General features: G+C 68.1%; 22 protein-coding genes. 14 read left to right on the plus strand and 8 right to left on the minus strand.

Annotated features, from left to right (window positions below):
- Positions 1-53 precede the first annotated feature (53 nt).
- The 3 genes from AC5WS7_RS09925 to AC5WS7_RS09935 are packed head-to-tail and all read left to right on the plus strand — an operon-like array spanning position 54 to position 3,422.
- On the plus strand, positions 54-1,436 hold the full coding sequence (locus AC5WS7_RS09925; RefSeq protein WP_495954121.1) for a hemolysin family protein: 1,383 nt from the start codon (positions 54-56) through the stop codon (positions 1,434-1,436).
- On the plus strand, positions 1,429-2,493 hold the full coding sequence (locus AC5WS7_RS09930; RefSeq protein ID WP_495954122.1) for a hemolysin family protein: 1,065 nt from the start codon (positions 1,429-1,431) through the stop codon (positions 2,491-2,493). The genes AC5WS7_RS09925 and AC5WS7_RS09930 overlap by 8 nt, the downstream gene beginning before the upstream one ends.
- Positions 2,494-2,501: 8 nt before the next feature.
- On the plus strand, positions 2,502-3,422 hold the full coding sequence (locus AC5WS7_RS09935) for a 3-methyladenine DNA glycosylase (protein ID WP_495954123.1): 921 nt from the start codon (positions 2,502-2,504) through the stop codon (positions 3,420-3,422).
- Between the two features lie 98 nt (positions 3,423-3,520).
- Here AC5WS7_RS09935 and AC5WS7_RS09940 read toward each other — a convergent pair whose 3' ends face one another.
- The gene (locus AC5WS7_RS09940) at positions 3,521-4,243 is read right to left on the minus strand and encodes a DUF6461 domain-containing protein (protein WP_495954124.1); all 723 of its coding nucleotides are present in this window, start codon (positions 4,241-4,243) and stop codon (positions 3,521-3,523) included.
- A 161-nt stretch (positions 4,244-4,404) separates the two neighbouring features.
- Here AC5WS7_RS09940 and AC5WS7_RS09945 point away from each other — a divergent pair, with 161 nt between their 5' ends.
- Entirely contained in the window at positions 4,405-4,836 is a 432-nt protein-coding gene (locus AC5WS7_RS09945; protein WP_495954125.1) for a nitroreductase family deazaflavin-dependent oxidoreductase, read from the plus strand.
- 121 nt (positions 4,837-4,957) lie between these two features.
- Here AC5WS7_RS09945 and AC5WS7_RS09950 read toward each other — a convergent pair whose 3' ends face one another.
- Positions 4,958-5,569 carry a TetR/AcrR family transcriptional regulator gene (locus AC5WS7_RS09950; RefSeq protein WP_495954126.1) on the minus strand — a complete coding sequence of 204 codons (612 nt, stop codon included), beginning with the start codon at positions 5,567-5,569 and terminating at the stop codon, positions 4,958-4,960.
- A 127-nt stretch (positions 5,570-5,696) separates the two neighbouring features.
- Between AC5WS7_RS09950 and AC5WS7_RS09955 the strand changes: the two genes are divergently transcribed.
- On the plus strand, positions 5,697-6,719 hold the full coding sequence (locus AC5WS7_RS09955; protein WP_495954127.1) for an aldo/keto reductase: 1,023 nt from the start codon (positions 5,697-5,699) through the stop codon (positions 6,717-6,719).
- Between the two features lie 25 nt (positions 6,720-6,744).
- On the opposite strand, the gene AC5WS7_RS09960 is transcribed toward AC5WS7_RS09955, so the two are convergent.
- Positions 6,745-7,035 (minus strand): metal-sensitive transcriptional regulator, encoded by a 291-nt coding sequence (locus tag AC5WS7_RS09960; protein WP_495954128.1) that lies wholly within the window; start codon positions 7,033-7,035, stop codon positions 6,745-6,747.
- Positions 7,036-7,051: 16 nt separating this feature from the next.
- Between AC5WS7_RS09960 and AC5WS7_RS09965 the strand changes: the two genes are divergently transcribed.
- Genes AC5WS7_RS09965 through AC5WS7_RS09975 form a run of 3 tightly spaced genes read left to right on the plus strand, consistent with a single transcriptional unit; the run spans position 7,052 to position 7,975 of the window.
- The gene (locus AC5WS7_RS09965) at positions 7,052-7,360 is read left to right on the plus strand and encodes a carboxymuconolactone decarboxylase family protein (protein ID WP_495954519.1); all 309 of its coding nucleotides are present in this window, start codon (positions 7,052-7,054) and stop codon (positions 7,358-7,360) included.
- A gap of 21 nt (positions 7,361-7,381) precedes the next feature.
- A complete protein-coding gene (locus AC5WS7_RS09970; protein ID WP_495954129.1) occupies positions 7,382-7,555 on the plus strand; it encodes a DUF8730 family Cys-rich protein in 174 nt (57 codons plus the stop codon).
- An 18-nt stretch (positions 7,556-7,573) separates the two neighbouring features.
- Positions 7,574-7,975, plus strand: coding sequence for a DUF302 domain-containing protein (locus AC5WS7_RS09975; RefSeq protein WP_495954130.1), 402 nt, complete (start codon positions 7,574-7,576; stop codon positions 7,973-7,975).
- Positions 7,976-8,015: 40 nt separating this feature from the next.
- Here the strand turns inward: AC5WS7_RS09975 and AC5WS7_RS09980 are convergent, their stop codons facing one another.
- The gene (locus AC5WS7_RS09980) at positions 8,016-9,158 is read right to left on the minus strand and encodes a Glu/Leu/Phe/Val dehydrogenase dimerization domain-containing protein (protein WP_495954520.1); all 1,143 of its coding nucleotides are present in this window, start codon (positions 9,156-9,158) and stop codon (positions 8,016-8,018) included.
- A 349-nt stretch (positions 9,159-9,507) separates the two neighbouring features.
- Between AC5WS7_RS09980 and AC5WS7_RS09985 the strand changes: the two genes are divergently transcribed.
- Positions 9,508-10,497, plus strand: a complete 990-nt coding sequence (locus AC5WS7_RS09985) for a LysR family transcriptional regulator (protein WP_495954131.1) — start codon at positions 9,508-9,510, stop codon at positions 10,495-10,497.
- A 188-nt stretch (positions 10,498-10,685) separates the two neighbouring features.
- The gene (locus AC5WS7_RS09990) at positions 10,686-11,840 is read left to right on the plus strand and encodes a TfoX/Sxy family DNA transformation protein (RefSeq protein WP_495954132.1); all 1,155 of its coding nucleotides are present in this window, start codon (positions 10,686-10,688) and stop codon (positions 11,838-11,840) included.
- Positions 11,841-11,873: 33 nt separating this feature from the next.
- Here AC5WS7_RS09990 and AC5WS7_RS09995 read toward each other — a convergent pair whose 3' ends face one another.
- Positions 11,874-12,653 (minus strand): acyl-[acyl-carrier-protein] thioesterase, encoded by a 780-nt coding sequence (locus AC5WS7_RS09995; protein WP_495954133.1) that lies wholly within the window; start codon positions 12,651-12,653, stop codon positions 11,874-11,876.
- Between the two features lie 548 nt (positions 12,654-13,201).
- On the opposite strand from AC5WS7_RS09995, the gene AC5WS7_RS10000 reads away from it, so the two are divergent.
- From AC5WS7_RS10000 to AC5WS7_RS10015, 4 genes are all read left to right on the plus strand, one after another.
- A complete protein-coding gene (locus AC5WS7_RS10000; RefSeq protein WP_495954134.1) occupies positions 13,202-14,779 on the plus strand; it encodes an LVIVD repeat-containing protein in 1,578 nt (525 codons plus the stop codon).
- Positions 14,779-15,468 (plus strand): DUF305 domain-containing protein, encoded by a 690-nt coding sequence (locus AC5WS7_RS10005; protein ID WP_495954135.1) that lies wholly within the window; start codon positions 14,779-14,781, stop codon positions 15,466-15,468. Before AC5WS7_RS10000 ends, AC5WS7_RS10005 begins: the two co-directional genes overlap by 1 nt.
- 364 nt (positions 15,469-15,832) lie before the next feature.
- Complete coding sequence (locus AC5WS7_RS10010; RefSeq protein WP_495954136.1) at positions 15,833-18,016, plus strand: malate synthase G; 2,184 nt, start codon at positions 15,833-15,835, stop codon at positions 18,014-18,016.
- A 109-nt stretch (positions 18,017-18,125) separates the two neighbouring features.
- Positions 18,126-19,106: an esterase/lipase family protein gene (locus AC5WS7_RS10015; protein WP_495954137.1), complete on the plus strand. Its 981-nt coding sequence runs from the start codon at positions 18,126-18,128 to the stop codon at positions 19,104-19,106.
- 3 nt (positions 19,107-19,109) lie between these two features.
- Here AC5WS7_RS10015 and AC5WS7_RS10020 read toward each other — a convergent pair whose 3' ends face one another.
- The 3 genes from AC5WS7_RS10020 to AC5WS7_RS10030 all read right to left on the minus strand — a co-directional run bounded on the left by AC5WS7_RS10020 (position 19,110) and on the right by AC5WS7_RS10030 (position 21,180).
- Entirely contained in the window at positions 19,110-19,415 is a 306-nt protein-coding gene (locus AC5WS7_RS10020) for a DUF3349 domain-containing protein (RefSeq protein ID WP_495954138.1), read from the minus strand.
- Positions 19,416-19,678: 263 nt separating this feature from the next.
- Positions 19,679-19,972 carry a hypothetical protein gene (locus tag AC5WS7_RS10025; RefSeq protein ID WP_495954139.1) on the minus strand — a complete coding sequence of 98 codons (294 nt, stop codon included), beginning with the start codon at positions 19,970-19,972 and terminating at the stop codon, positions 19,679-19,681.
- 11 nt (positions 19,973-19,983) lie between these two features.
- Positions 19,984-21,180 carry an inorganic phosphate transporter gene (locus AC5WS7_RS10030; RefSeq protein WP_495954140.1) on the minus strand — a complete coding sequence of 399 codons (1,197 nt, stop codon included), beginning with the start codon at positions 21,178-21,180 and terminating at the stop codon, positions 19,984-19,986.
- Positions 21,181-21,357 lie beyond the last annotated feature (177 nt).

Genomic DNA, 21,357 nt, shown 5'->3' on the forward strand with positions numbered 1-21,357 from the left:
CCGTAACCGCAGCAATTCCCGGACACCTCACACATCGGGGACGGTGTTGAGACGTGTCCGTCCTGCTCACGATTCTGAGTCTGGTGGGCTTCGTCGCGCTCACCGTCGGCACGGCGCTGTTCGTCGCCGCCGAATTCTCGCTCACCGCCCTGGAACGCAGCATCGTCGAGGCACATGCCCGCGACGGTGACCGCCGCGCGCGCCAGGTCCGGCACGCACACCGGACACTGTCGTTCCAGTTGTCCGGCGCGCAGCTCGGCATCACCCTCACCACCCTGGTGACCGGTTATATCGCCGAACCCGTCCTGGCCCGGCTGTTCGAACCCCTGTGCACCGCGCTGGGGGCGAGTCCGGGAGCCGCCCGGGGTATCTCGCTGGTCATCTCGCTGATCCTGGCCACCTCGCTGTCCATGGTCTACGGCGAGCTGGTGCCGAAGAACATCGCCATCACCGCGCCGCTGGCCATCGCGCGCCTGACCGCGATCCCGATGATCACCTTCTCCACGGCCTTCTCCTGGTTGATCAAGCTGCTCAACGGCACCGCCAACTGGGTCGTGCGGCATCTGGGCATCGAACCCGCCGAGGAGTTGCGTTCGGCGCGCTCCCCGGAGGAACTGGGATCACTGGTCCGGACTTCCGCACTACACGGCGCGCTGGACCTGCGCACCGCACAGGTGGTGGGCCGTTCCCTGGAATTCGGCGAGCGCAGCGCCGAGGAACTGATGACGCCCCGGGTGAAGATCGAAACCCTGGATCGGGACGAGACCATCGCCGACCTGATCGCCGCCGCGAACCGCACCGGATTCTCCCGATTCCCGGTGATCGACGGCGATCTGGACAACACCCTGGGCGTGGTGCACGTCAAGCAGGCATTCCTGCATCCGGTCCGGGAGCGCCGCCACATCGTGCTGCGCGCCATCGCCCACCCGGTGCCGATCGTTCCGGCGAGCCTGGACGGTGACTCGGTGCTGGAACGGGTCCGCGCGGACGGTATGCAGGTGGCGCTGGTGGTCGACGAATACGGCGGCACCGCGGGCCTGGTGACGATGGAGGACATCATCGAGGAGATCCTCGGCGATGTGCGCGACGAGCACGACGAGGAGGAACTCGACGTGCGCCGCACCTCCGCGGGCTGGAACTGCTCGGGTCTGTTGCGCATCGACGAGGTCGCCCGCACCACCGGATACGACGCGCCCGAGGGCGAATACGAAACCCTCGGCGGTCTGGTGCTGACCCGGCTGGGCCGGATCCCCGAGACCGGTGACGAAGTGCTGCTGCCCGATCCGGGTACGGGCCAACAGAGTTCGGGCCGAATACACTCCGGCGGCGGCTGGCTGGCCCGGGTGGAACGCATGGACGGACGCCGGATCGACCGGGTGCTGCTGCAGCCGGTGGACGCCGACGCGGTGGCGAAGTGGGAGCTCAGCAATGGGTGATCTGTTCGGCGTGCTGCTGACGCTGGTGCTGCTGGGCTGCAACGCCTTCTTCGTCGGCGCGGAATTCGCGCTCATCTCCGCTCGCCGCGATCGGCTCGAAGCCTTGCAGGCGCAGGGCAAACGCGGTGCGGTGACGGTCATCCGGGCCGGTGAGCACCTGTCGATGATGCTCGCCGCCGCCCAGCTGGGCATCACCATCGCCTCGCTGCTGCTGGGCCGGATCGGCGAACCGGCCATCGCGCATCTGCTGACATACCCCTTCGATCTGGCCCACGTACCCGAGCAGTTGCTGCACCCGATCTCGTTCGCGCTGTCGCTGTGCCTGGTGGTGATGCTGCATATGCTGCTGGGTGAGATGATCCCGAAGAACATCGCCCTGGCCGGGCCGGAACGCGTTGCGCTGCTTCTGGTTCCGGTGATGTTGAGCTGGCTGCGGCTGGCCCGTCCGGTGATCGTGTGCTACAACCTTGCCGCGAATCTGTCGCTGCGGGCGCTGCGGATCGAGCCCAAGGACGAGCTGGACACCACGGTCTCGTCCGTGGAGCTGGCCGAGATGCTCGGGGAATCCCGCTCGGAGGGTTTGATCGATGAGGAGGAGCATCGTCGTCTCACCCAGGCGCTGGGCACCACCGACCGCATCGTCGCCGATGTGATGGTGCCGCTGGCCAAGACCCGGTGCGTGCCCCTGCGCGGGGACGGCACCACGCTCGGCGATATCGAATCCGCGGTCGCCGAGACGGGTTTCTCCCGTTATCCGGTCCGCACCGGCGACGGTTCGCTGGTCGGCTATCTGCACGTGAAGGATGTGCTGGACAAGGTAGCCGACGACGACGCGGGCCCGGGCACGCCGATCCCCCGCGCCGATATCCGTCCGCTGCCGACGGTGAGTATGGGCACCACCCTGTACGAGGCGCTCTCGCGGCTGCGCCGTACCAGCAGCCACCTCGGGCGCGCGGTCGACAGTCGCGGCAACACCGTCGGCATCGTCGCGCTCGAGGATCTGGTGGAGGAGTTCGTGGGCACGGTCCGCGACGCCACCCACCGGATCGCCGAATGAGAGCCGCGATGACCGATCCGGCCCACGATCTACTTGCCGAGTCGCAATGGCGTGCCCGCGCGCGGGTGCATCGAGACCGGGTCGATACTCTCGTCGGCCCGTATCTGCGACGCCGGGCGGCGGGGTCGAAACATCCGGTCATCGACTTCCTGTTCACCTACTACGGGCACAAGCCGGCCCAGTTGCGGCGCTGGCACCCTGGTTACGGTGTGGCGCTGGAGAATGCCTCGGAGTACGACGGCGCACGGGGGTACCGACAGCACGAGACCGCCTCGGGCGCGGGCGCCTGGGCCGCCGACGCCGGGTATCTGCTGCGCCGCCGCGACACCATCGAATTCGTGGCGAACCTGTTGCGCGCCACCGCGTCCCGCCCTGCCCGGCTGTCCTGCTTCGGCCTGCACGAATGGGCGATGGTGTATCGCTCGCGGGAGGTCCGCCATCAGCAGGTGCCGCTGCGCCTCGGCCACGCCGGCACCGATGCCGTGGTGGAGTCGATGTCGTTGCGCTGCACGCACTTCGACGCCTTCCGCTTCTTCACCCCGGACGCGGTCCCGCGCAACGCCGAGCCGCTGACCCGCGACGACCAGGTCATGCGCGAACAACCCGGCTGCCTGCACGCCAACATGGACTTGTACAAGTGGGCCTTCAAACTCGTCCCGCTGGTCGAGTCGGGCCTGCTGCTGGACTGCTTCGAACTCGCCTGCACCGCACGCGAACTCGATATGCGAGCAAGTCCCTACGATCTGTCCGAATTCGGTTACGAGCCGATCGCCATCGAAACGCCGTCCGGACGAGCCGATTACGCGCGGCGGCAGTCCGAGATCGCGGAACAGGCCGAGGGCTTGCGCGCCCGGCTGCTCACCGCGTGCCTGGAACTGCTCGCCGGTATGCCCGAAGACGTTCGGCCCGAAGACGTTCGAACGCTGTAGCCGAGCATTCCGACCGCAGCGAGTTCACGATCGGGTGGCGGACGCCGGGCCGCGCGCCCGGCCGGCTCATCGGAACGGATACGGTTGCGGCGCCGATGTCAGCGACGCTTCAGGAACAGCTCCGGCCGTGAGTCGTGCGGTGCGATCAGCAACGGGACCTCGCGCAATTCGTCCAACGTGCGCGGCAGTCCACCGAGCGCGCAGATGATCCGCATGGTGATCCCGTCGTCGTACTCGGCCTCGACCGCTCCGGCCGCCTCGACGGCCGCACGCACCTCGGCGGGCACCCCGGCGGGATCGTCGAGGTCGGAATCGTCCCGGGAGTGATAGCACAGGGTCTCCCCGTCTACCGCATAGTCGAAGTTGACGTGCCCGGTTATCGACACGACGCTCGTGGCGGCCGCGCCGCCCGCGCTGGACAGCGCCGACACCGCCTGCACCGGCGGGCGCTGGTCGAGGTGCCACACGTAGCCGGTCTCGCCCAGGTCGTCGTAGATGAACGTCCACTCGCCGACGCGCCCGGCGATGAGCACCACGATCGGGTTCAGCGGATCGACCGCGGCCCTGGCCATCGACGTCCGATCGCCGGGCTTTCGGGCCGGCAGGGCACACGGCATGATCTCCTGCCGGTCGACGCCCAACACCGCCAGCGCATCGGCCGGTTCCAGATCACGCACGATGTGCACCAGGTGATTCGGATCGTGTTCCTGCCCGGCGAGCGCGCTGAGCCATGTGGGACAACCGGTTTCGTCCAGCTGATCCGGGAAGAAGTAGGGTTTCGGCATATCCGCGATGATCCGGTATCGCGGCACCTCGTGCATGTCGGCACCGCGCCCGACACCGAGCGCGGTCAGCGCGCCGATCGGCCCGGCCGATCGGGCGGCGCTCGCGCCTAGCGGTACCGATACCCGATGACCAGGGGTTTGCTATGCCCGCGCCCGCACCGGGAATGAGAACGATCCGCACACCGTTGGGCCTGAATATGACAGATGAGACGGTAGAGCTGAGCCCCACGGACTGGGTACAGGATCAGACCAAGAAGATCCTCGAGACCGGCACCACCGAGGGCATCGAGGTCGTCGGGTCGCCGGTCGTGCTGTTGACGTTGCGCGGCGCGAAGAGCGGCAAACTGCGGTACACCCCGGTGATGCGGGTCGAGCACGAGGGTCACTACGCGGTCGTCGCCTCCAAGGGGGGCGCACCCGAACACCCGGTCTGGTACTACAACATCAAGGCGCATCCGGAGTTCCCGTTGCAGGACGGGACCGTGACCAAGCAGTATGTCGCCCGTGAGGTCGAGGGCGCCGAGCGCGCCGAGTGGTGGGAGCGGGCCGTCGCCGCCTACCCGCCCTACGCGGAGTACCAGACCAAGACCGATCGGCTGATCCCGGTCTTCGTCCTGGACCCGAAGTAGCGGAACATTCGCGCGAATCCTGTTGCCACACAATCGATTGCCCGGCCCGGTCAGCTGACCGGGCCGGCTTTTCGTTCGATAGGTCGGCACCGCCCGGGGCTCGGTGACATCGGCCGCGCGGTCATCCGCGCCGCAATCCGTCCACGAGGATGCTCACCATGTGCTGGTTGTAGGCAAGATCTTCGCCTGGCACGGGCTGGCAGAGCAGGGCCACCGCGTGAACCAGTTCTCGCGGGCCGATGTCGTCGCGGACTTCACCAGTCGCGACCGCCGCGTCGATCAGCTCGCCGAGCACGGGTTCGAGCCGCTTCAGCAGGCGCCCGGCCAGATCGTCGAATTTCGGTGCGTCCGAATGTATTGCGGCCGCGAGCCCTCGTTTGGTTCCGACGAATTCGGTGAGACGGTGCAACCACTTCGCCAGCGCCTCGACCGGGCGGTGGGCGGCGGCCAGAGCCGGGCCCAACTCGACGCATGCGTCGATCTCGCGTTCCAGTACGGCCGCGACCAGATCGGACCGCTGCGGGAAATGGCGGTACAACGTGCCGACGCCGACTCCGGCGCGATCGGTGATCTCCTTCGCGGGCGCGTCCACGCCCGAGAGCGCGAAGACGCTCTTGGCCGCTTCGAGCAGCGCGTCGACATTGCGTTGCGCGTCGGCCCGTCGCCGGCGCGGCGCAGCCGCACCCGCGCCGCCACCCGGATCCTGGCCGGTGAGCGGCGTTTCATCGGTCAATTCGATCCCTCTCTTGCCTAACCGGAAAAGTTTTCCGTATAGTTCCGGAATAGCTTTCCGCTTAGGTCGAGCGTACGACACGGCACGGCCGGCGACCACATCCGTCACCCGATCCCAGGAGCTCTCCATGCAGTACCGCACACTCGGCCGCACCGGTATCAGGGTGAGTCCGTACGCGCTCGGCGCACTGATGTTCGCGACCAGCGTGGGCAATCCGGACCCCGGCGACTCGGCCCGCATCATCCACCGGGCGCTGGACGCGGGAATCAACCTCATCGATACCGCCGACGCCTACGGCGACTCGGAAGAGGTTGTGGGCAAAGCACTTCGAGGCCGCCGGGAGGACGTGGTACTCGCCACCAAGGTGAGCCGCCCGATGGGCCAGGACCCCAATCGGCAGGGCACCTCACGGCGCTGGATCATGGCCGAGGTGGAGAATTCGCTGCGCCGCCTGCGGACCGATCACATCGACCTCTACCAGATCCACAGGTTGGACCCGGAAACCGATATCGAGGAGACCCTCTCGGCGCTGTCCGATCTGATCCGCAGCGGAAAGGTTCGCGCGATCGGGTCCTCCAACACTCCCCCCTCGGACATCATCGAGGCTCAGTGGGTCGCCGAACGTCGCGGATACGAACGCTTCCGCGCCGAACAGCCGCCCTACTCGATCCTCAACCGCGCTATCGAACGCGATGTGCTGCCGATCGCGCAACGCTATGGCATGGGCGTGCTCGTCTGGGGCCCGCTGGGCCAGGGACTGCTCACCGGCCGCATCCGCAAGGGCCAGGAGAACGACGTGCGCCGCGCGGGAATGCTCGGGTCGCTCAACGACGAACGCCGCATCGAGGCGGTCGAACAGCTCATCCCGCTCGCGGCCGAGGCGGGCCTGCCGCTGATCCATCTGGCCATGGCGTTCACCATCGCCCACCCCGGCGTGACCAGCGCCCTGCTCGGCGCGCGCACCATGGACCAGTTCGAGGGGCTGCTCAGCGGTATCGAGGTCACCCTCGGCGACGACATCCTCGACCGCATCGACGAGATCGTTCCGCCCGGGACCGACGTCGGCACTCTCGACCAGGCCTATCAGCCCCCCGCCCTGCAGAACCCGCACCTGCGCCGCCGCCCGGCGCACGAACGCAGCGCCGCCTGAGCGCCCGTTCGCGAGCGTCCGCTGGTCAGGCCAGGGACAGGAAGAGTCTCTCCAGCTTCTTCACATTCACACTGTCCGGATCTTCGCTGGTCAGGCACTGTTGCAGGCCGGTGGTGACGAGTGCGAACCCGCTGCGGCTCAGCGCCTTGTTCACCGCCGCCAGCTGAGTGAGAACGTCCTCACATTCGGCGCACTCCTCCATCATGCGGATCACCCGCGCGAGATGGCCAGATGGCCGTGCGCGCGCTTCATCCGGGCGATGACGGAGCAAGAGGCGCACATCTCCCGCCACGGCGCCGAGGTGCTGCGCGAACACCCCGCAACACCGTGCGCTGCGCCGGGCCGTCCCCGAGGTCTACCGAGGCTTCGGCGAACTCAGTGGCGCCGCATTCGCGCCCGGAGCGCTCGACCGCAAGACCAAGGAGCTGATCGCGCCGGCGATCGGCGTGGTCGAGGAGTGCGATGGCTGCATCGCCTCGCACGGACAGGCCGCCGCGCGCGCCGGGGCCACTCACCAGGAAGCCGCCGACGCGATCGGCGTCACCTTCCTCATGCACGGCGGGCCGGCCACCATCCACGGGGCGCGCGCCTACGAAGCATGCCGCGAATTCGCCGGCGCCCTCGCAGACGCTCCGGCGTGAACTATCGCGGAAAGGAACGACATGTGCAGCCCGATCCGGTGTAAAACCTGTGGTAGGACGACCTGGTCCGGGTGCGGGCGGCACATCGACCAGGTCCGCGCACGGGTCCCCGCCGAACAGTGGTGCCCCGGACACTCGGACGGCAGCGGCTCCGACGCCAACCGCAGAAACCCATTTCGCCGGTTGTCCGGCTGACAGAAAGCAGGTGATGTGATGCAAACCGATCCGACATTGTCCGCCACAGTGCGCGCACCTTTCGACGATGCGGTCGAGCGGACCCGAAAGGCACTGTCGGAGCAGGGTTTCGGTGTTCTGACCGAAATCGACGTGCGGGCGACGATGCGCGCGAAACTCGACGCGGAGATGGAGAACTACCTCATTCTCGGCGCATGCAATCCGCCGCTGGCACATCGGGCGCTCGACACCGAACGCCGCCTCGGACTGCTGTTGCCGTGCAACGTCGTCGTTCGCGATATCGATCCGGGAGTCGTGCTGGTCGAGGCCGCGGACCCGCGCATGATGTCCGGTCTCGTCGACGTTCCGGCGGTCGACGAGGTGGCCGAGGAGGCGACCGGCCGGCTTCGGGAGGCCATCCGGGCGCTCACCGAGGCGTAGCCGGCCGATCGTCCGGCGGATTTGGCCGGGCCCGCGGTGCTCAGGGGATGATGACCGGCCCGGCGAGCGGGGCCGGGTCGTCGGCCCAGTGGTGGCCGGTCTCGCGCGGGGTGCGGCCGTGCTCGGTCCACGCCGACAGCAGTTCGGCGACCTTGCTGTGCATGATGGTGCGCAGCCGGTCGAAGGAGTTCTCCGGGTTGTCGTCGACCTGGCCGAGCAACAACCACCAGGCCCAGGCCACGGCGCCGGCGTTGGCGACGAAATCGGGCAGGACCGGGACACCCCGGGCGGCGAGCATGGCCTCCGCCTCCGGTGTGGTGGCGGCGTTCGCGGCCTCGACGACGACGCGCGCGGCGATATCGAACGAGTTGTCCGGCGTGATCGCGTACGAGATCGCCGCGGGGACAAGGATATCGGCGTCCATGGACAGGATCGCGGTGCGCGGCAACTGCTCGATACCCTCCGGCAGCCGCGTGCGGTCGATCTCACCGAAACCGTCACGCAGGTCCAGCAGCGCCGGAACGTCCAACCCCCCGGCGCGGTACAGGGTGCCCGCGGCATCGGCCAGCGCGGTGACCGTCATCCCGGCCTCGTGCAGGTAGTAGGCGGCGGCGCCGCCCATGGTGCCGATGCCCTGGATCGCGACGGTGGTCTCCGCGGGCGACTGCCCCCAGGACACCGCGGCGGCGAGACAGGCGTGCGCGACACCGTATCCGCCGATCACGTCGCCGAGCAGGAATCCGCCGTCGACCGCGGCGTTGAGCCCGTTGCGGACTCGTTCCAGCGTCGCGGCCGGATCATCGGCCCGGCGGATCGCGGCGTGATAGCTCTGGCCCAGGCCCAACTTCTCGAAGACCTCGTCGATCAGGTGCTGCGGGACTCCCAGGTCCTCGGCGGTGACCCAGTGCGCGTCGATCCAGGGTCGCATGGCCTCGCAGAACCGCTCCAGCACCTCGACCGCGCGCGGGTCCTTGGGGTCGAAGTCGATGCCGCCCTTGGCGCCGCCGACCGGCAGGTCGAAGGTGGCTGTCTTGTTCGCCATACCGCGAGCCAGATCCTCGACCTCGGTCAACGTGCAACCCGCCCGCATCCGGGTGCCGCCGGTGGCCAGACCCGAGCGCAGCGTGTGCACGACGAGGTAACCGACCGCGCCGGTCAGCGAATCCGTCCACTGCAGGCGCATGTACGGCTCGGGACGGCGAACGGGGGCAGGGGCGACCGTCTCGGTCGGTAGTGCCGGAACGGTGGGTGTGGTCACGTGCGGGGTCCCCTCGATCGGCTCCTGTAGCGTCGTCACAGCGATCGCCTCCTGTTCGTCCTCGCACCCGCCGCCGATCCGAGGGCAGTGGGCACGTCATCTCCCGTTGCGGACCTCGTCGTCCCGGCCGAACTTCACGTCCGACGCGCCTCCAGCCTGCGGCTAAACCTGTTTCTGCGTCCATTTACGGTTCATTAACGGAGGTTTTCAGCGTTCCTGCAGAGCGCTGGATCGCCCCGGCGGGAAGCAGCCACTCGCCTTTAGGCTCGATGTCATGGATCTGTCGCTGGCCCGCCTGCGGATGTTGCGTGAGTTGAACCGACGCGGAACCATCACGGCGACCGCCAACGCACTGCACTACACGGCTTCGGCGGTATCTCAGCAGCTCGCGCAGCTCGAACGTGATGTCGGCACGCGGTTGTTCGAGCGGCGCGGCCGCCGCTTACAGCTGACCGATCTCGGTGTGCTGCTCGCCGAGCACGCCGAGGAAATCCTCGCCGCGGTCGAGCGCGCGACCCAGGCGCTCGAGGAGGCCGGTGAATCGGTCACGGCCAAGGTGACCGCCGGTGTGTGGGCGTCGGTGGCGTCCGGCCTGCTTCCCGACGCGCTCACCACCCTCGCCCGCACCCATCCGGGAATCCTGGTGCGGACCAAGGAGCTGGCCCCGGAGGCCACGGCCGCGGCGGTCCGCGACGGCGCGCTGGATCTGTCCTTCGTACTCGAGTACTCGAACTATCCGATGACCTGGGACCGGGATCTGCAACGCACGGTCATCGCCGTCGAACGGCTGCACGCCGCGGTGCCGGCCGACGCGGTGGCGATGGCCGGTGTGACGCTGACCGACCTGGCCGAACATCCGTGGATTCTGGCGCCCTCGCGGTCCCATTTCGGGCACGCGGTCCGGCTGGCGTTCCAGTCCGCCGGGCTCGCGCCCCGGATCGATCACGAGGTGGAGGAGCAGGCCACCGCGATGGCGATGGTCGCGGCCGGACTGGGCGTCACCCTGGTTTCCGACCTCGGCCTGGCGCTGCGCCCGCCGGGCGTGGACATCCTCCCGCTCGGCGACTCACTCACCCGGACCGTATCGCTGGCCTACCGCAGCAACACCGCGCGACGAGCCGCCCTGCTGCTGGTCGTGGACGCGATCCGCACGACCGCCGCCACCAAGGGCCTGGCCGCCGAGACCACACTGCCCGCCGCTCCGGCCGAGGCGACCGCGCCGAACCCGCCCGAGGCCGCCAACGGAAGCTTCGGTCTCGCCTGACCTCGCGCTCAGGAGCCCTTCGGGAACCGCAGATAGACCGCGCCACCACGTAGACCACGACGATCGCCCGCGTTCCCGTTCTCTCGTCGTCCACAGGTCTCCGCCGCGAGGTCACCGGATCGGCCGTCCCGGCACGGCTCGGGAAAATCGTTTGAACCCGAGGCGCCGGCGTGGCGTCATGGAGGGCGATGAAACAGCAACGACCCGGCACGGCACGATCCGTCGCCGACGGACTCAAACTGCATCGGCATCCGATGCGGGCGCACGGCCCTGTCCGCAGCGTGATCACCCTGCGGCCGGGGACGCGGGTCCGGTTCAGCACCAACCGTTTTCACGAAACCTGGCACCTGCTCTCCGACGACCACGGCGCACGATTGCTGGCGCGGCTGCTGTGGGGCCTGTCGTATCAGGCGCGGCCGGGCACGGTTGTGCTGATCGACCGCCCGTTCCTGGCGCCGACGCCGTTCGACGCCGATCCGGCCGACCCGATCGTGCTGGTCCCGGGCTGGTGTACCGCATTCGGCGACAACGCCGCCCGGACTCTGAAAAACCTTCTGCCGCTGTCGAATCCGGCGGGAACCGTACGCTGGCGCTCGTTCGGCCTGGACCTGACGCTCGAGCCCGCGACGCTGGACACGTGGTGGGACACCTGGTGGCGCCACCACCGTCACCGACCGGACAACGGCGCCGTCGCCCGGCGCGCGGGACTGCTCGTGCTCACCCCCGACACCCCCGACCGGTCCCGCGCTTGGGCGCTACAGGCGGCCCGTCTGGACACCACCAACGCCTACGGCACCGACCACACCTACCTCGGCCCCTGGGATCGGGGGTACGACGGGGAGATCCAGATCTTCCGGCGATTCGGCCCGATGGTGAACATCGCCGCTCAGGCCCGCGCGCAGGTACTGTCCTCGGCCGAGGCATCGACGAACCCGGACGAACTGCGCGCGGCGGTCTGGGACGAGGCCGAAACCATCAGGGGCGAAGAACATTTGCGAGTGCGGGTGTTTCGCGACCGCGGCTGGACCCTCGGCTACACGGCCGCGGCCATGCTCGGCGTCGCCGAGGTGCACTCGCTGGAGGATCTGGCGGCGATCGGCGCGGTCGAGGCGTATCGACGCATGCGCGCGGCCGGAGTCCGCGGGCTGGACCCGCGGATGTTGTGGGCGATGGAGGGTGCGCTGATCCACCGCGACCGGCGCGGTATCCCGCTCGACCGCCGCCGCGAACTGCTCGCCGAACTCGGCGACGAACCGCCTCGGCCGCCACGCCGACGCTCCCGTTCCGGCCGGATTCCGCACCGTCACCGCATCAGCGCGCCGAAGGCGTTCCGCGGCAACTGATTTCGATCCGCGGCCGGACCGGTACCCGGCCGCTCAGGCCGAGCGGAGCGATTCGACGCGCGCGAGCGTCCGGGCGCTGCCGTCGACCTCCAGCTGCACCTGCAACGCGGACTCCCCCTGCCAGGTGCGGATCAGCACCTCGTCACCGGCCAGCACGGGACCGGCGTGTTCGAGGATCACCCGGTACGGCATGGTCCGCGGGTGCCGCGCCAGCGCCTCCTCGATCGCCTCCCAGTGCACCGCGTTGTTGACGTGGCCGTAGCGGTCCACATCGGTCACCCGCAGCGGAAAAGACCAGCGCTCGGTGTCGCCGTCGGCACGCTCGGCGAGCGCGGAACGCCAGCGCAGCCGGTGTTCCGTGGTCGCCGCGAGCATCGGAGCCATGAAGCGGTCACTCATCCGGGCCGGGCGTCCGGCCTCGAGGTCGACGTGGATGATGAACATCTCGGTCTCGATCAACCCGCCGTTCTCGCCGCGGACCTGGATGCGCATATTGCACCATCGGTTCGACAGCGCGGACGGCCAGCGCCGAAGGTGCACCCGATCGCCGAATTCGATCGGCGCGAGCATATCGATCACCGTGCGCCGCACGATCCAGCCCTGATGCAGATCGCCCTCCTCCACCGCCTGCAGATGGTCGTACCCCACGTCTTGCAGGTACCGAGCCACCGCGTCGAGCCGCAATTGCGCATTACCGTCGGTATCCCCGAGCCGCACCGGCCATTGCTCGTGGAACGCTCGACTCTCGTCCGCACACGGCGGCAGTGGGAATGCGATATCCGCGAATCGATCGGCGGTGGCAGCGACGCTCATGAACGCTCCTTTCGCAGGTCGCAGGCGAGCGTACCGACCCGCGCCACCTGTCTCGGCACCACCCCCGCGAGGCGACTCCAGCCGGGCCGCCCATGGTGACCGGATCGGACACCGATTCCCACCGGTACGCGACCGGACGGACCGCGCTCGATCACGGCATGCCGTCCCCGCCGCCGCTGATTCCGCAGTTTCCGTACCGGCGATTCCGTGGCGCGTCACGAGTGTCTCGCCGAAATATCCGTTCCGGCACGGTGATTCGGACACAACCGGATCGCAGCGGCACCGACCACACGGCTGCGGCGGGTCTCGGCGTTCGGCGAACTCGCGCCGCATGCTCGACGATCACCCGGTATCCAACAGGTGACCAGCAATTCCGCACCGGGAGCAACTCGAAAACGGGTCGAAGACGCCCGCGAACCGCGAAAGCTATTCCGCGAAAACGAACCTACCGGCCAGTTATGTGAGTTACCGTTCCCGATTGTCGACGTGAGCGGGCGATTCCGCCCGGACGCCGACGCGATTCCGGCTGACAGGTTGGGGGTTCCGCGATGAGGCGGTTCACGGGAATTCGGCGGTCCAAACCGGTTCTGGTGCTGCTGGCGGCACTACTCGCGGCGGCGACGCTGCCGCTGGGCGGGGCGTCGGCCGATCTGCAATCCGACATCGCCACGCAGGTGCGGCAATTCCTGGACGTCGGAACGACATCGGTGCCGCGGGCGAACTGCGGACCGGGCTCCCTGCCGGAAACCGGTATGCAGGGCGATGTTTCGGCCGCCGACCGCGACAGCGGCCGCAGCAAACAGGGCTACCGCTGCAACATCGCCCTGCTCGGCGGCTACACCGGGCGCGGCGCGGGCATCACCTCCACCACCTTCGACCACTGCTCCTACACCGGCTCGTTCTTCCCCGGCAATATCCTGGGCCCGGCGCAGGGCGTGCAGGTGCTCGATGTGGCCGATCCGGCGCATCCGGTGCTCACCGCCACCCTCACCGAGCCGGCGATGCTGGCGGGCACGTGGGAGAGCCTGAAGGTCAATACCGCGCGAAAACTGCTGGTGGGCACCGGCGTTCCATTCCTCGTGGGTGCGGGCCTGCTGTCGGTCTACGACATCTCCGACTGCGCGCATCCGCGACTGCTCAACCCCGGCCCGGGTACCAACCTGGCCATGCCACTGCCGATCACCACGCACGAGGGCGGTTTCTCCGCCGACGGCCGCACCTACTGGGCCTCGGGCATCGCGCCCGGCTTCCTCAGCGCCGTGGACCTCACCGATCCGTCGAATCCGCACGTGATCTGGCAGGGGCTGGCCGGAATCGAGGCGCACGGGTTCGGCATCAGCCCCGACGGCAACAGGATGTACCTGTCGGCGCTGGCCGGCTTCACCGTGCTGGACATCAGCGCCGTCCAGCGACGCGACCCGAACCCGCAGGTGAACCACATCGGCCGGGTGTTCTGGACCGACGGCTGGGCCACCCAGCACAGCATTCCGGTCAGCTACGGCGGCAAACCGTACCTGTTCACCGTCGACGAGGCGGGCGCGGGCGGGGTGAAGCTCGTGGACATCTCCGACGAACGAAATCCGCACGTGGTGAACAAGATCAAGCTGGAGATCAACCTGCCCGACCACCTGGACAGCCAACTGGCCTCCTCGATGGGCGGTTCGGTGTTCTCCTACGACCCGCACTACTGCGCGGCCGACCGGCCGGACGATCCGACCGCGCTGGCCTGCGGCTGGGAGTCCTCGGGCATCCGGGTGTTCGATGTGCGGAATCCGTTCCACGCCCGCGAGATCGCCTATTACAACCCACCCGCGCGCACCGGACAGAACCTGGATCTGTGGAACTCCCCGCACGCGCTGGCCTCGCTCATCGGACCGCCCGCACTGGAAGGCTTCTCGATGGCCCGCGCGGTGCTGGACAGAAAATTCGATCCGGCCGAGGCGCTTTCGCCGCGCACCGGAATGGTGGCCCTCGGCGATCTGTCCACGGACTGGTGTTTCGCCCCGCCGGAATGGCACGGCAGTCAGTTGTGGACCACCTGCAACGACAACGGTTTCATGGTCCTGCAACTGGACCGGAACGTGTATTCGCCTCCCGCGAACCAACATTCGATCGTAGGGTCCTGATGGGCCGAGAGTTTCCGGCGTGGGCGCGGCTGGGCGCGCGGGCGTACCGCATCGCCGCCTATGCCGCGACGGCACTGATCCTGCTGGTCGTCGGCGCCGCGCTGCGCCCGGTGATCCTGCCCGAACACCACACGCCCCCACCGATTCTCGACAACGTGGAGATCGGCTTCGCGCAGGATATGATCACGCACCACGAACAGGCGCTGTTCATGGTCCAACGGCTCGATCCCGGCGTGGACCCGACGCTACTTCGGCTCGCGCGGCAGATCGATCAGTCCCAGCGGATCGAGATCGGCACCATGCTGGGCTGGCTGCGGCTGGCCGGCGCCTCGCCCATGTCCGCACATCCGATGGCCTGGATGCACACCGAAACCGCTGCCGCGCCGATGCGTTCCGGCATGCCGATGACCACCGCCACGGCCCCGGCCGCGGCCACCATGCCCGGTATGGCCTCGCAGGCCCAGCTCGACACCCTCGCCGCCGCCCGCGGCCGTGACGCCGCGGTTCTGTTCCTGCAGTTGATGTATCGCCATCATCTGGGCGGCATCACCATGGCCCGCGCCGCCGATCACACCCTGCGTTCCGGCGCGGTCAAGGAGCAGGCCCGCGCGATGATCACCGGCCAGGGCCAGGAGGCCGGAATCATCGCGCTCATGCTGCAACAACTGGGCGCCGAGCCACTCCCCTGAGAATCCGTACGACGGCCCTCGAAAACGACGATGCCCGCCGGATCGTCCGGCGGGCATCGCTCACGGCTGGTTAAAGCGGCGGGAAGCCGGAAGACCCCGTGGAGAACCAGTTCCAGAACGCGGTCGCGTGCGCGAGAATCACGTGCACCACATCGATGGCAGTACTGCCCATCAAACTTCCTAACATCGAGTTATCGGTTTGCGCTCACCATGGTAACGGAAAGGTCACAACGCGGTCCCCAACGGCGGCGAGACCCGGAACCGCAGAGCGGATTCGCGTGGGGTAGGTACCAACGGGCTATTACCGCCGAGTAACATGACGGTCGTACTTTTTCCATCCGGCTTTCTCGAAATGAGGCAGTAGATGACAGAGCGGATTCAGGTCGGCGGGCTTCAGGTGGCAAGTGTTCTGCACGACTTCGTGCAGAACGAGGCGCTCCCCGGCACCGGTGTGGATTCCGCCGCGTTCTGGACCGGTGCCGAGCAGGTCATCAACGACCTCGCCCCGCGCAACCGTGCCCTGCTGACCGAACGCGACGAGATCCAGGGCAAGCTCGACGCCTGGCACGCCGAGAACCGGGGCGCCGGGTACGACAAGAAGGCCTACAAGCAGTTCCTGACCGAGATCGGATATCTGCGTCCCGAGCCGGCCGACTTCGCCATCGGCACGCAGAATGTCGACGACGAGATCGCCACCACCGCGGGCCCGCAGCTGGTGGTTCCGGTGATGAACGCGCGTTTCGCGATCAACGCCGCCAACGCGCGCTGGGGCTCGCTCTACGACGCCCTGTACGGCACCGACGCCATCCCCGAGACCGGCGGCGCGGAGAAGGGCACCGGCTACAACAAGGTCCGCGGCGACAAGGTCATCGAGTGGGCGCGCAACTTCCTCGACGACGCGGTGCCGCTGATCACCGGCTCGCACATCGGCTCCAAGGCGTACAAGATCGTCGACGGCGAGCTCGAGGTGACCCTCGAGGACGGCACCGACATCGGCCTGGCCGACGCCTCCGCCCTCGTCGGCTACCTGGGCTCTCCGCAGTCGCCGACCTCGGTCCTGTTGCGCCACAACGGTTTGCACATCGACATCCAGATCGACCCGTCCTCCCCGATCGGCAGCACCGACACCGCCGGAGTCAAGGACGTCGTACTCGAGTCCGCGGTCACCACGATCATGGACTTCGAGGACTCGGTCGCCGCGGTCGACGCGGAGGACAAGGTGCTCGGCTACCGCAACTGGCTCGGCCTGATGAAGGGCGATCTGGCCGAAGAGGTCAGCAAGGGCGGCAAGACCTTCACCCGCACCATGAACCCGGACCGCGTCTACACCGGCTTGGACGGGAAAGACGTTGTGCTGCACGGTCGTTCGCTGCTGTTCGTGCGCAACGTCGGACATCTGATGACCAGCGACGCGATCCTGGACGCCAACGGCGACGAGGTTCCCGAGGGCATCCTGGACGCGCTGTTCACCTCGCTCACCGCGATGCACAGTCTGCGCGGCGAGGCCAAGGTGTCCAACTCGCGCACCGGTTCGGTCTACATCGTCAAGCCCAAGATGCACGGCCCGGACGAGGTCGCCTTCACCAACGAGCTGTTCGCCCGCGTGGAAGGTGTGCTGGGCCTGCCCGCCAACACGCTCAAGGTCGGCATCATGGACGAGGAGCGCCGCACCACGGTCAACCTGAAGGCCTGTATCGATGCCGCCCGCGACCGTGTCGTCTTCATCAACACCGGCTTCCTGGACCGCACCGGCGACGAGATCCACACCTCGATGGTGGCCGGGCCGATGGTCCGCAAGGCCGATATGAAGAAGCAGCAGTGGATCGCCTCCTACGAGGACTGGAACGTCGACACCGGCCTGAGCGCGGCGCTGCCGCACAAGGCCCAGATCGGCAAGGGCATGTGGGCGATGCCGGATCTGATGCACGACATGCTCGAGCAGAAGATCGGCCACCCGCGTTCGGGCGCCACCACCGCCTGGGTGCCCTCCCCGACCGCGGCGACCCTGCACGCCACGCACTACCACCAGGTGAACGTGTTCACCAGGCAGGCCGAGATCGCCCGCGGCGGCACCCGTGCCACGGTCGACCAGATCCTGGAGATCCCGCTGGCCGCGAACCCGAACTGGTCCGCCGAGGAGATCGCGAACGAACTGGACAACAACTCCCAGTCCATCCTCGGCTACGTGGTCCGCTGGATCGATCAGGGCGTCGGCTGCTCCAAGGTGCCGGACATCAACGATGTCGCGCTGATGGAAGACCGTGCGACCCTGCGCATTTCGAGCCAGCTGATGGCGAACTGGCTGCGGCACGGCATCGTCACCGCCGATCAGGTCGTGGCCAGCCTCGAGCGGATGGCCCCGGTGGTCGACCGGCAGAACGCCGGGGACGCGAACTACCGTCCGATGGCTCCGGACTTCGCCGCCAGCGTCGCGTTCCAGGCCGCGAAGGAACTCATCCTCGAAGGCTGCGACCAGCCCAACGGCTACACCGAGCCGATCCTGCACCGGCGCCGTCGCGAGGCCAAGGCGCTGGCCGCCAAGGGCTGAGTCTCGAAACGGGCACCGAACCAGCCACAACCGGGACACAACCCCACCGATCCCCCGGCCGAACGCCGTTCGGCCGGGGGATCATCGGTGTCCGGGGGAAGGCGTGGGCATGGGTGCGATCCGGAAACTTCTGTTGTGCGTCGGCGCCGTGTGCGCACTCGCGTGCGTCGGCGCACCCGCGGGTGCGGATATCGGCTCCGGCCTGCCCCTGCCCACCCGTGGCGTCGACGGCACGCCACCCGGTGCGAACGACTGGAATTGCGTTCCCGCACAACAACATCCACGACCAGTCGTATTGCTGCACGGTACCACCGACAACGAGGGCGCGTGGGCGGCGCTGTCGCCGGAACTGGCCGCCGACGGGTACTGCGTCTACACGCTGGACTACGGCCGGGACACCAGCACGGCGGCCGACGCCGCACTCGGCGCGATTCCGGGCGTCTACGGTCTGGGCGACATCGCCGCCTCCGCCGGCGAGGTCGCGGCCTTCGTCGAGCGGGTGCTCGCAGCGACCGGGGCCCGTCAGGTGGACCTCGTCGGCCATTCCCAGGGCGGTCCACTCGCCCGGCAGTACCTGCGCTTCGACGGCGGCGCCGATCCCGCGAATCCGGCGCGGAACCGGGTAGCGCATCTGATCACCCTCGGCGGGACCAATCACGGCGTCCCGCTGCCGGGCCTGGCCGCACTCGGCATCACCGGGGCGGCCCTGGAGCCCGGCACACTCCCCGGCAGCGCGGCCCGGACCCTGATTCCCGTCGCGGCCCTGCAGCAGGTGGCGGGCAGCGACTTCCTGACCCGGCTCGACGCGGGCGGCGACACCGAACCGGGCGTCGCCTACACCGCGATCGCGACCCTGTACGACATCACCGCCATACCGCCGCAGGCCACCTTCCTGACCGCCGGTCCCGGCGCGAGCGTCCGGAACGTCTGGGTGCAGGATTTGTGCCCGGCCGACATCGTGGAGCACGAGATGCTCCCCTTCGATCCCGTCGTGCGCCATCTCGTCGAAACCGCCCTGGACCCGGCCTATCCGGCCGGTCATCCGGTGCCGTGCCCCGGCCGGGAGGCGAGCCGGCCGGTCTCGAGGTGAGCGTTACCTCTCCGACCAGTCGTCGTCGACGGGCCAGCCGTTGGCGATCAGGTGCGAACGGACGCGGTCGAGATCGGATTCCCGGGGCAGCTCGTCGGTGATCTCGGTGATCACGACCCCGGCGTCGACCCGATCGGCGGGCAGCGCGCCGGCCTCGATGAGCGCGTCGGTCACCTGACGGATCTCTTCCTTCGTCAGACGCCGCGCCAGCAATGCCAGCAACGGAATGTAATCGTGCTCCGGGACGCCCTGCGGATAACCGGCCCGCAACCAGTCCACGATCTTCGTCACCATCTCGGATAAGGCCATGCTCTACCAGTTCTGTCGGGCCGGGGCGGATACCGCTTCGTCTGTCCGTCCCGCCGGCCACGGCACGGCCGGGACGGCGACTGCGCTGTCATCGTCGTGCCCCGGCTACGTGAGCGCAAGCCGGGGCACCTGCCGCGATCGTTATGCGCGCCAACCGATTACACGAGTTGGGCCGGGGCCACCGTAACGGTGTGCCCCGGCCGGCCGGAACGACAGACTCATCCGATCGCCGGGCCAGGTCCAGCTCGCCCGGCGATCGCTCGTCACTTCTTCGGAGGCTTCGCGCCGAACAATTGGACGTCGAAGGTGTGGCTGATGAAATCCTTTGCGATGTAGATGATTCCGAGCAGCACCGCGATCAGCACGATCGCGAAGCACACGTACGCGACCGCCTGGAAGACGGTGTTGCGTCCCCCCGGCGCACCGTTGACGGTGGCGGTCTCGATCGACCAGAACCGCACCCCGATCGAGAAGATCAGCGGGATACCCACACCGAGGAGCAGTGCGATCAAGGTCACCTCGCCGAGCGAGGTCGCAATGGCGTTGAAGGTATGCATCGGAACCTTCCTCAGACGGCCGTGGTGGCTTTGTCGGCGGTGGCGACCTCGGACGGCGGGGTGAGCCCGCCCTCCCAGTCCTCGTTGACGTTGCTGGTGTCGACCTTGTTCTTCCGCGAACGCAGGTAGATGTAGCCCGATGCGGCGACCAGGATCACCGCGTCGATCAGCACGCCACCCAGTCCGGGAACCAGGTCGGTGATACCCCAGCACACCGCGCCGACCAGTGCGGCCAGCGGCAGGGTGATCACCCAGGCCACGGCCATCCGGCCGAGCACGCCCCAGCGCACCTCCGCGCCCGGCTTACCCAGGCCGGTGCCCAGGATGGAACCCGTCGCCGCGTGCGTGGTGGACAGCGGCAGACCGAACTGCGCCGAGGTCAGGATGATCGCCGCCGAGGACGCCTCGGCCGCGAATCCCTGCGGTGCGTCGATTTCCACCAGGCCCTTGCCCAGGGTCCGGATGATCCGCCAGCCGCCCAGGTAGGTGCCCAGCGCGATGGCCAGCGCACAGCAGACCTTGACCCACAGCGGGATCTCCTGGCTGTTGTTGGCCGAGCCGTACGCGACCAGGGCCATGAAGATCACGCCCATGGTCTTCTGCGCGTCGTTGGTGCCGTGTGCCAGCGAAACCAGTGCGGCCGAGCCGATCTGGCCGATCCGGAAACTCTTGCGCACCTTGACCTCGTCCGAGGTCTTGGTCAGCCGGTAGACGATGTAGGTGCCGATACCGGCGACGATCGCCGCGACGATGGGCGCGAGCAGGGCGGGGACGACGACCTTGTTGATCAGCCCGGTCTTCTCGTTGCCGGTCCAGATCACACCGGACACGCCGAGGGCGGCCATCGCGGAACCGATCAGCCCGCCGAACAGCGCGTGCGTGGAACTGGACGGGATGCCGAACAGCCACGTGATCAGATTCCACAGGATGCCGCCGACGAGACCGGCGAACACGATCTGCAGCAACGCCATACCGTGCACATGGTCGATACGTAGCAACCCGGACGAGACTGTCTTGGCCACCTCCACCGAGAGGAACGCGCCGATCAAATTCAGCGCACCGGACATCGCCACCGCCGTACGCGGCCCCAGCGCACCCGTGGCGATCGAGGTCGCCATCGCGTTCGCGGTGTCGTGGAAGCCGTTCGTGAAATCGAAGGCCAACGCCGTGACTATAACTATGAGAAGGACAATGAGTTCTGCGCTCACTCGACCAGTTTCGTCCCGGCAAGCCCCACCCACCACCGCACGGCGAGCTGTTCACCTGACGTTCAGCTGATCATCCACTTGTGGTGGTACGGCGGAGTGCCGCAGGTCACGTGATGCGTCATCATGACGTGCGTAGTGTAGTTCATCCACCGGTGGTTCGGGTCACCTCGACGGCAC

It is taken from the genome of Nocardia sp. PLKS1-43, assembly GCF_059510335.1.

Coding starts and splice junctions, on each gene's coding strand:
- AC5WS7_RS09940 (WP_495954124.1), bottom strand. CDS start 4,243: ATGCACGAGGTGCCGCGATACCGGATCATCGCGGATATGCCGAAACCC.
- AC5WS7_RS10015 (WP_495954137.1), top strand. CDS start 18,126: ATGGGTGCGATCCGGAAACTTCTGTTGTGCGTCGGCGCCGTGTGCGCA.
- AC5WS7_RS09990 (WP_495954132.1), top strand. CDS start 10,686: ATGAAACAGCAACGACCCGGCACGGCACGATCCGTCGCCGACGGACTC.
- AC5WS7_RS09985 (WP_495954131.1), top strand. CDS start 9,508: ATGGATCTGTCGCTGGCCCGCCTGCGGATGTTGCGTGAGTTGAACCGA.
- AC5WS7_RS10000 (WP_495954134.1), top strand. CDS start 13,202: ATGAGGCGGTTCACGGGAATTCGGCGGTCCAAACCGGTTCTGGTGCTG.
- AC5WS7_RS10005 (WP_495954135.1), top strand. CDS start 14,779: ATGGGCCGAGAGTTTCCGGCGTGGGCGCGGCTGGGCGCGCGGGCGTAC.
- AC5WS7_RS09975 (WP_495954130.1), top strand. CDS start 7,574: ATGCAAACCGATCCGACATTGTCCGCCACAGTGCGCGCACCTTTCGAC.
- AC5WS7_RS09955 (WP_495954127.1), top strand. CDS start 5,697: ATGCAGTACCGCACACTCGGCCGCACCGGTATCAGGGTGAGTCCGTAC.
- AC5WS7_RS09945 (WP_495954125.1), top strand. CDS start 4,405: ATGACAGATGAGACGGTAGAGCTGAGCCCCACGGACTGGGTACAGGAT.
- AC5WS7_RS09980 (WP_495954520.1), bottom strand. CDS start 9,158: ATGCGCCTGCAGTGGACGGATTCGCTGACCGGCGCGGTCGGTTACCTC.
- AC5WS7_RS09935 (WP_495954123.1), top strand. CDS start 2,502: ATGACCGATCCGGCCCACGATCTACTTGCCGAGTCGCAATGGCGTGCC.
- AC5WS7_RS09970 (WP_495954129.1), top strand. CDS start 7,382: ATGTGCAGCCCGATCCGGTGTAAAACCTGTGGTAGGACGACCTGGTCC.
- AC5WS7_RS09930 (WP_495954122.1), top strand. CDS start 1,429: ATGGGTGATCTGTTCGGCGTGCTGCTGACGCTGGTGCTGCTGGGCTGC.
- AC5WS7_RS10020 (WP_495954138.1), bottom strand. CDS start 19,415: ATGGCCTTATCCGAGATGGTGACGAAGATCGTGGACTGGTTGCGGGCC.
- AC5WS7_RS10010 (WP_495954136.1), top strand. CDS start 15,833: ATGACAGAGCGGATTCAGGTCGGCGGGCTTCAGGTGGCAAGTGTTCTG.
- AC5WS7_RS10025 (WP_495954139.1), bottom strand. CDS start 19,972: ATGCATACCTTCAACGCCATTGCGACCTCGCTCGGCGAGGTGACCTTG.
- AC5WS7_RS09995 (WP_495954133.1), bottom strand. CDS start 12,653: ATGAGCGTCGCTGCCACCGCCGATCGATTCGCGGATATCGCATTCCCA.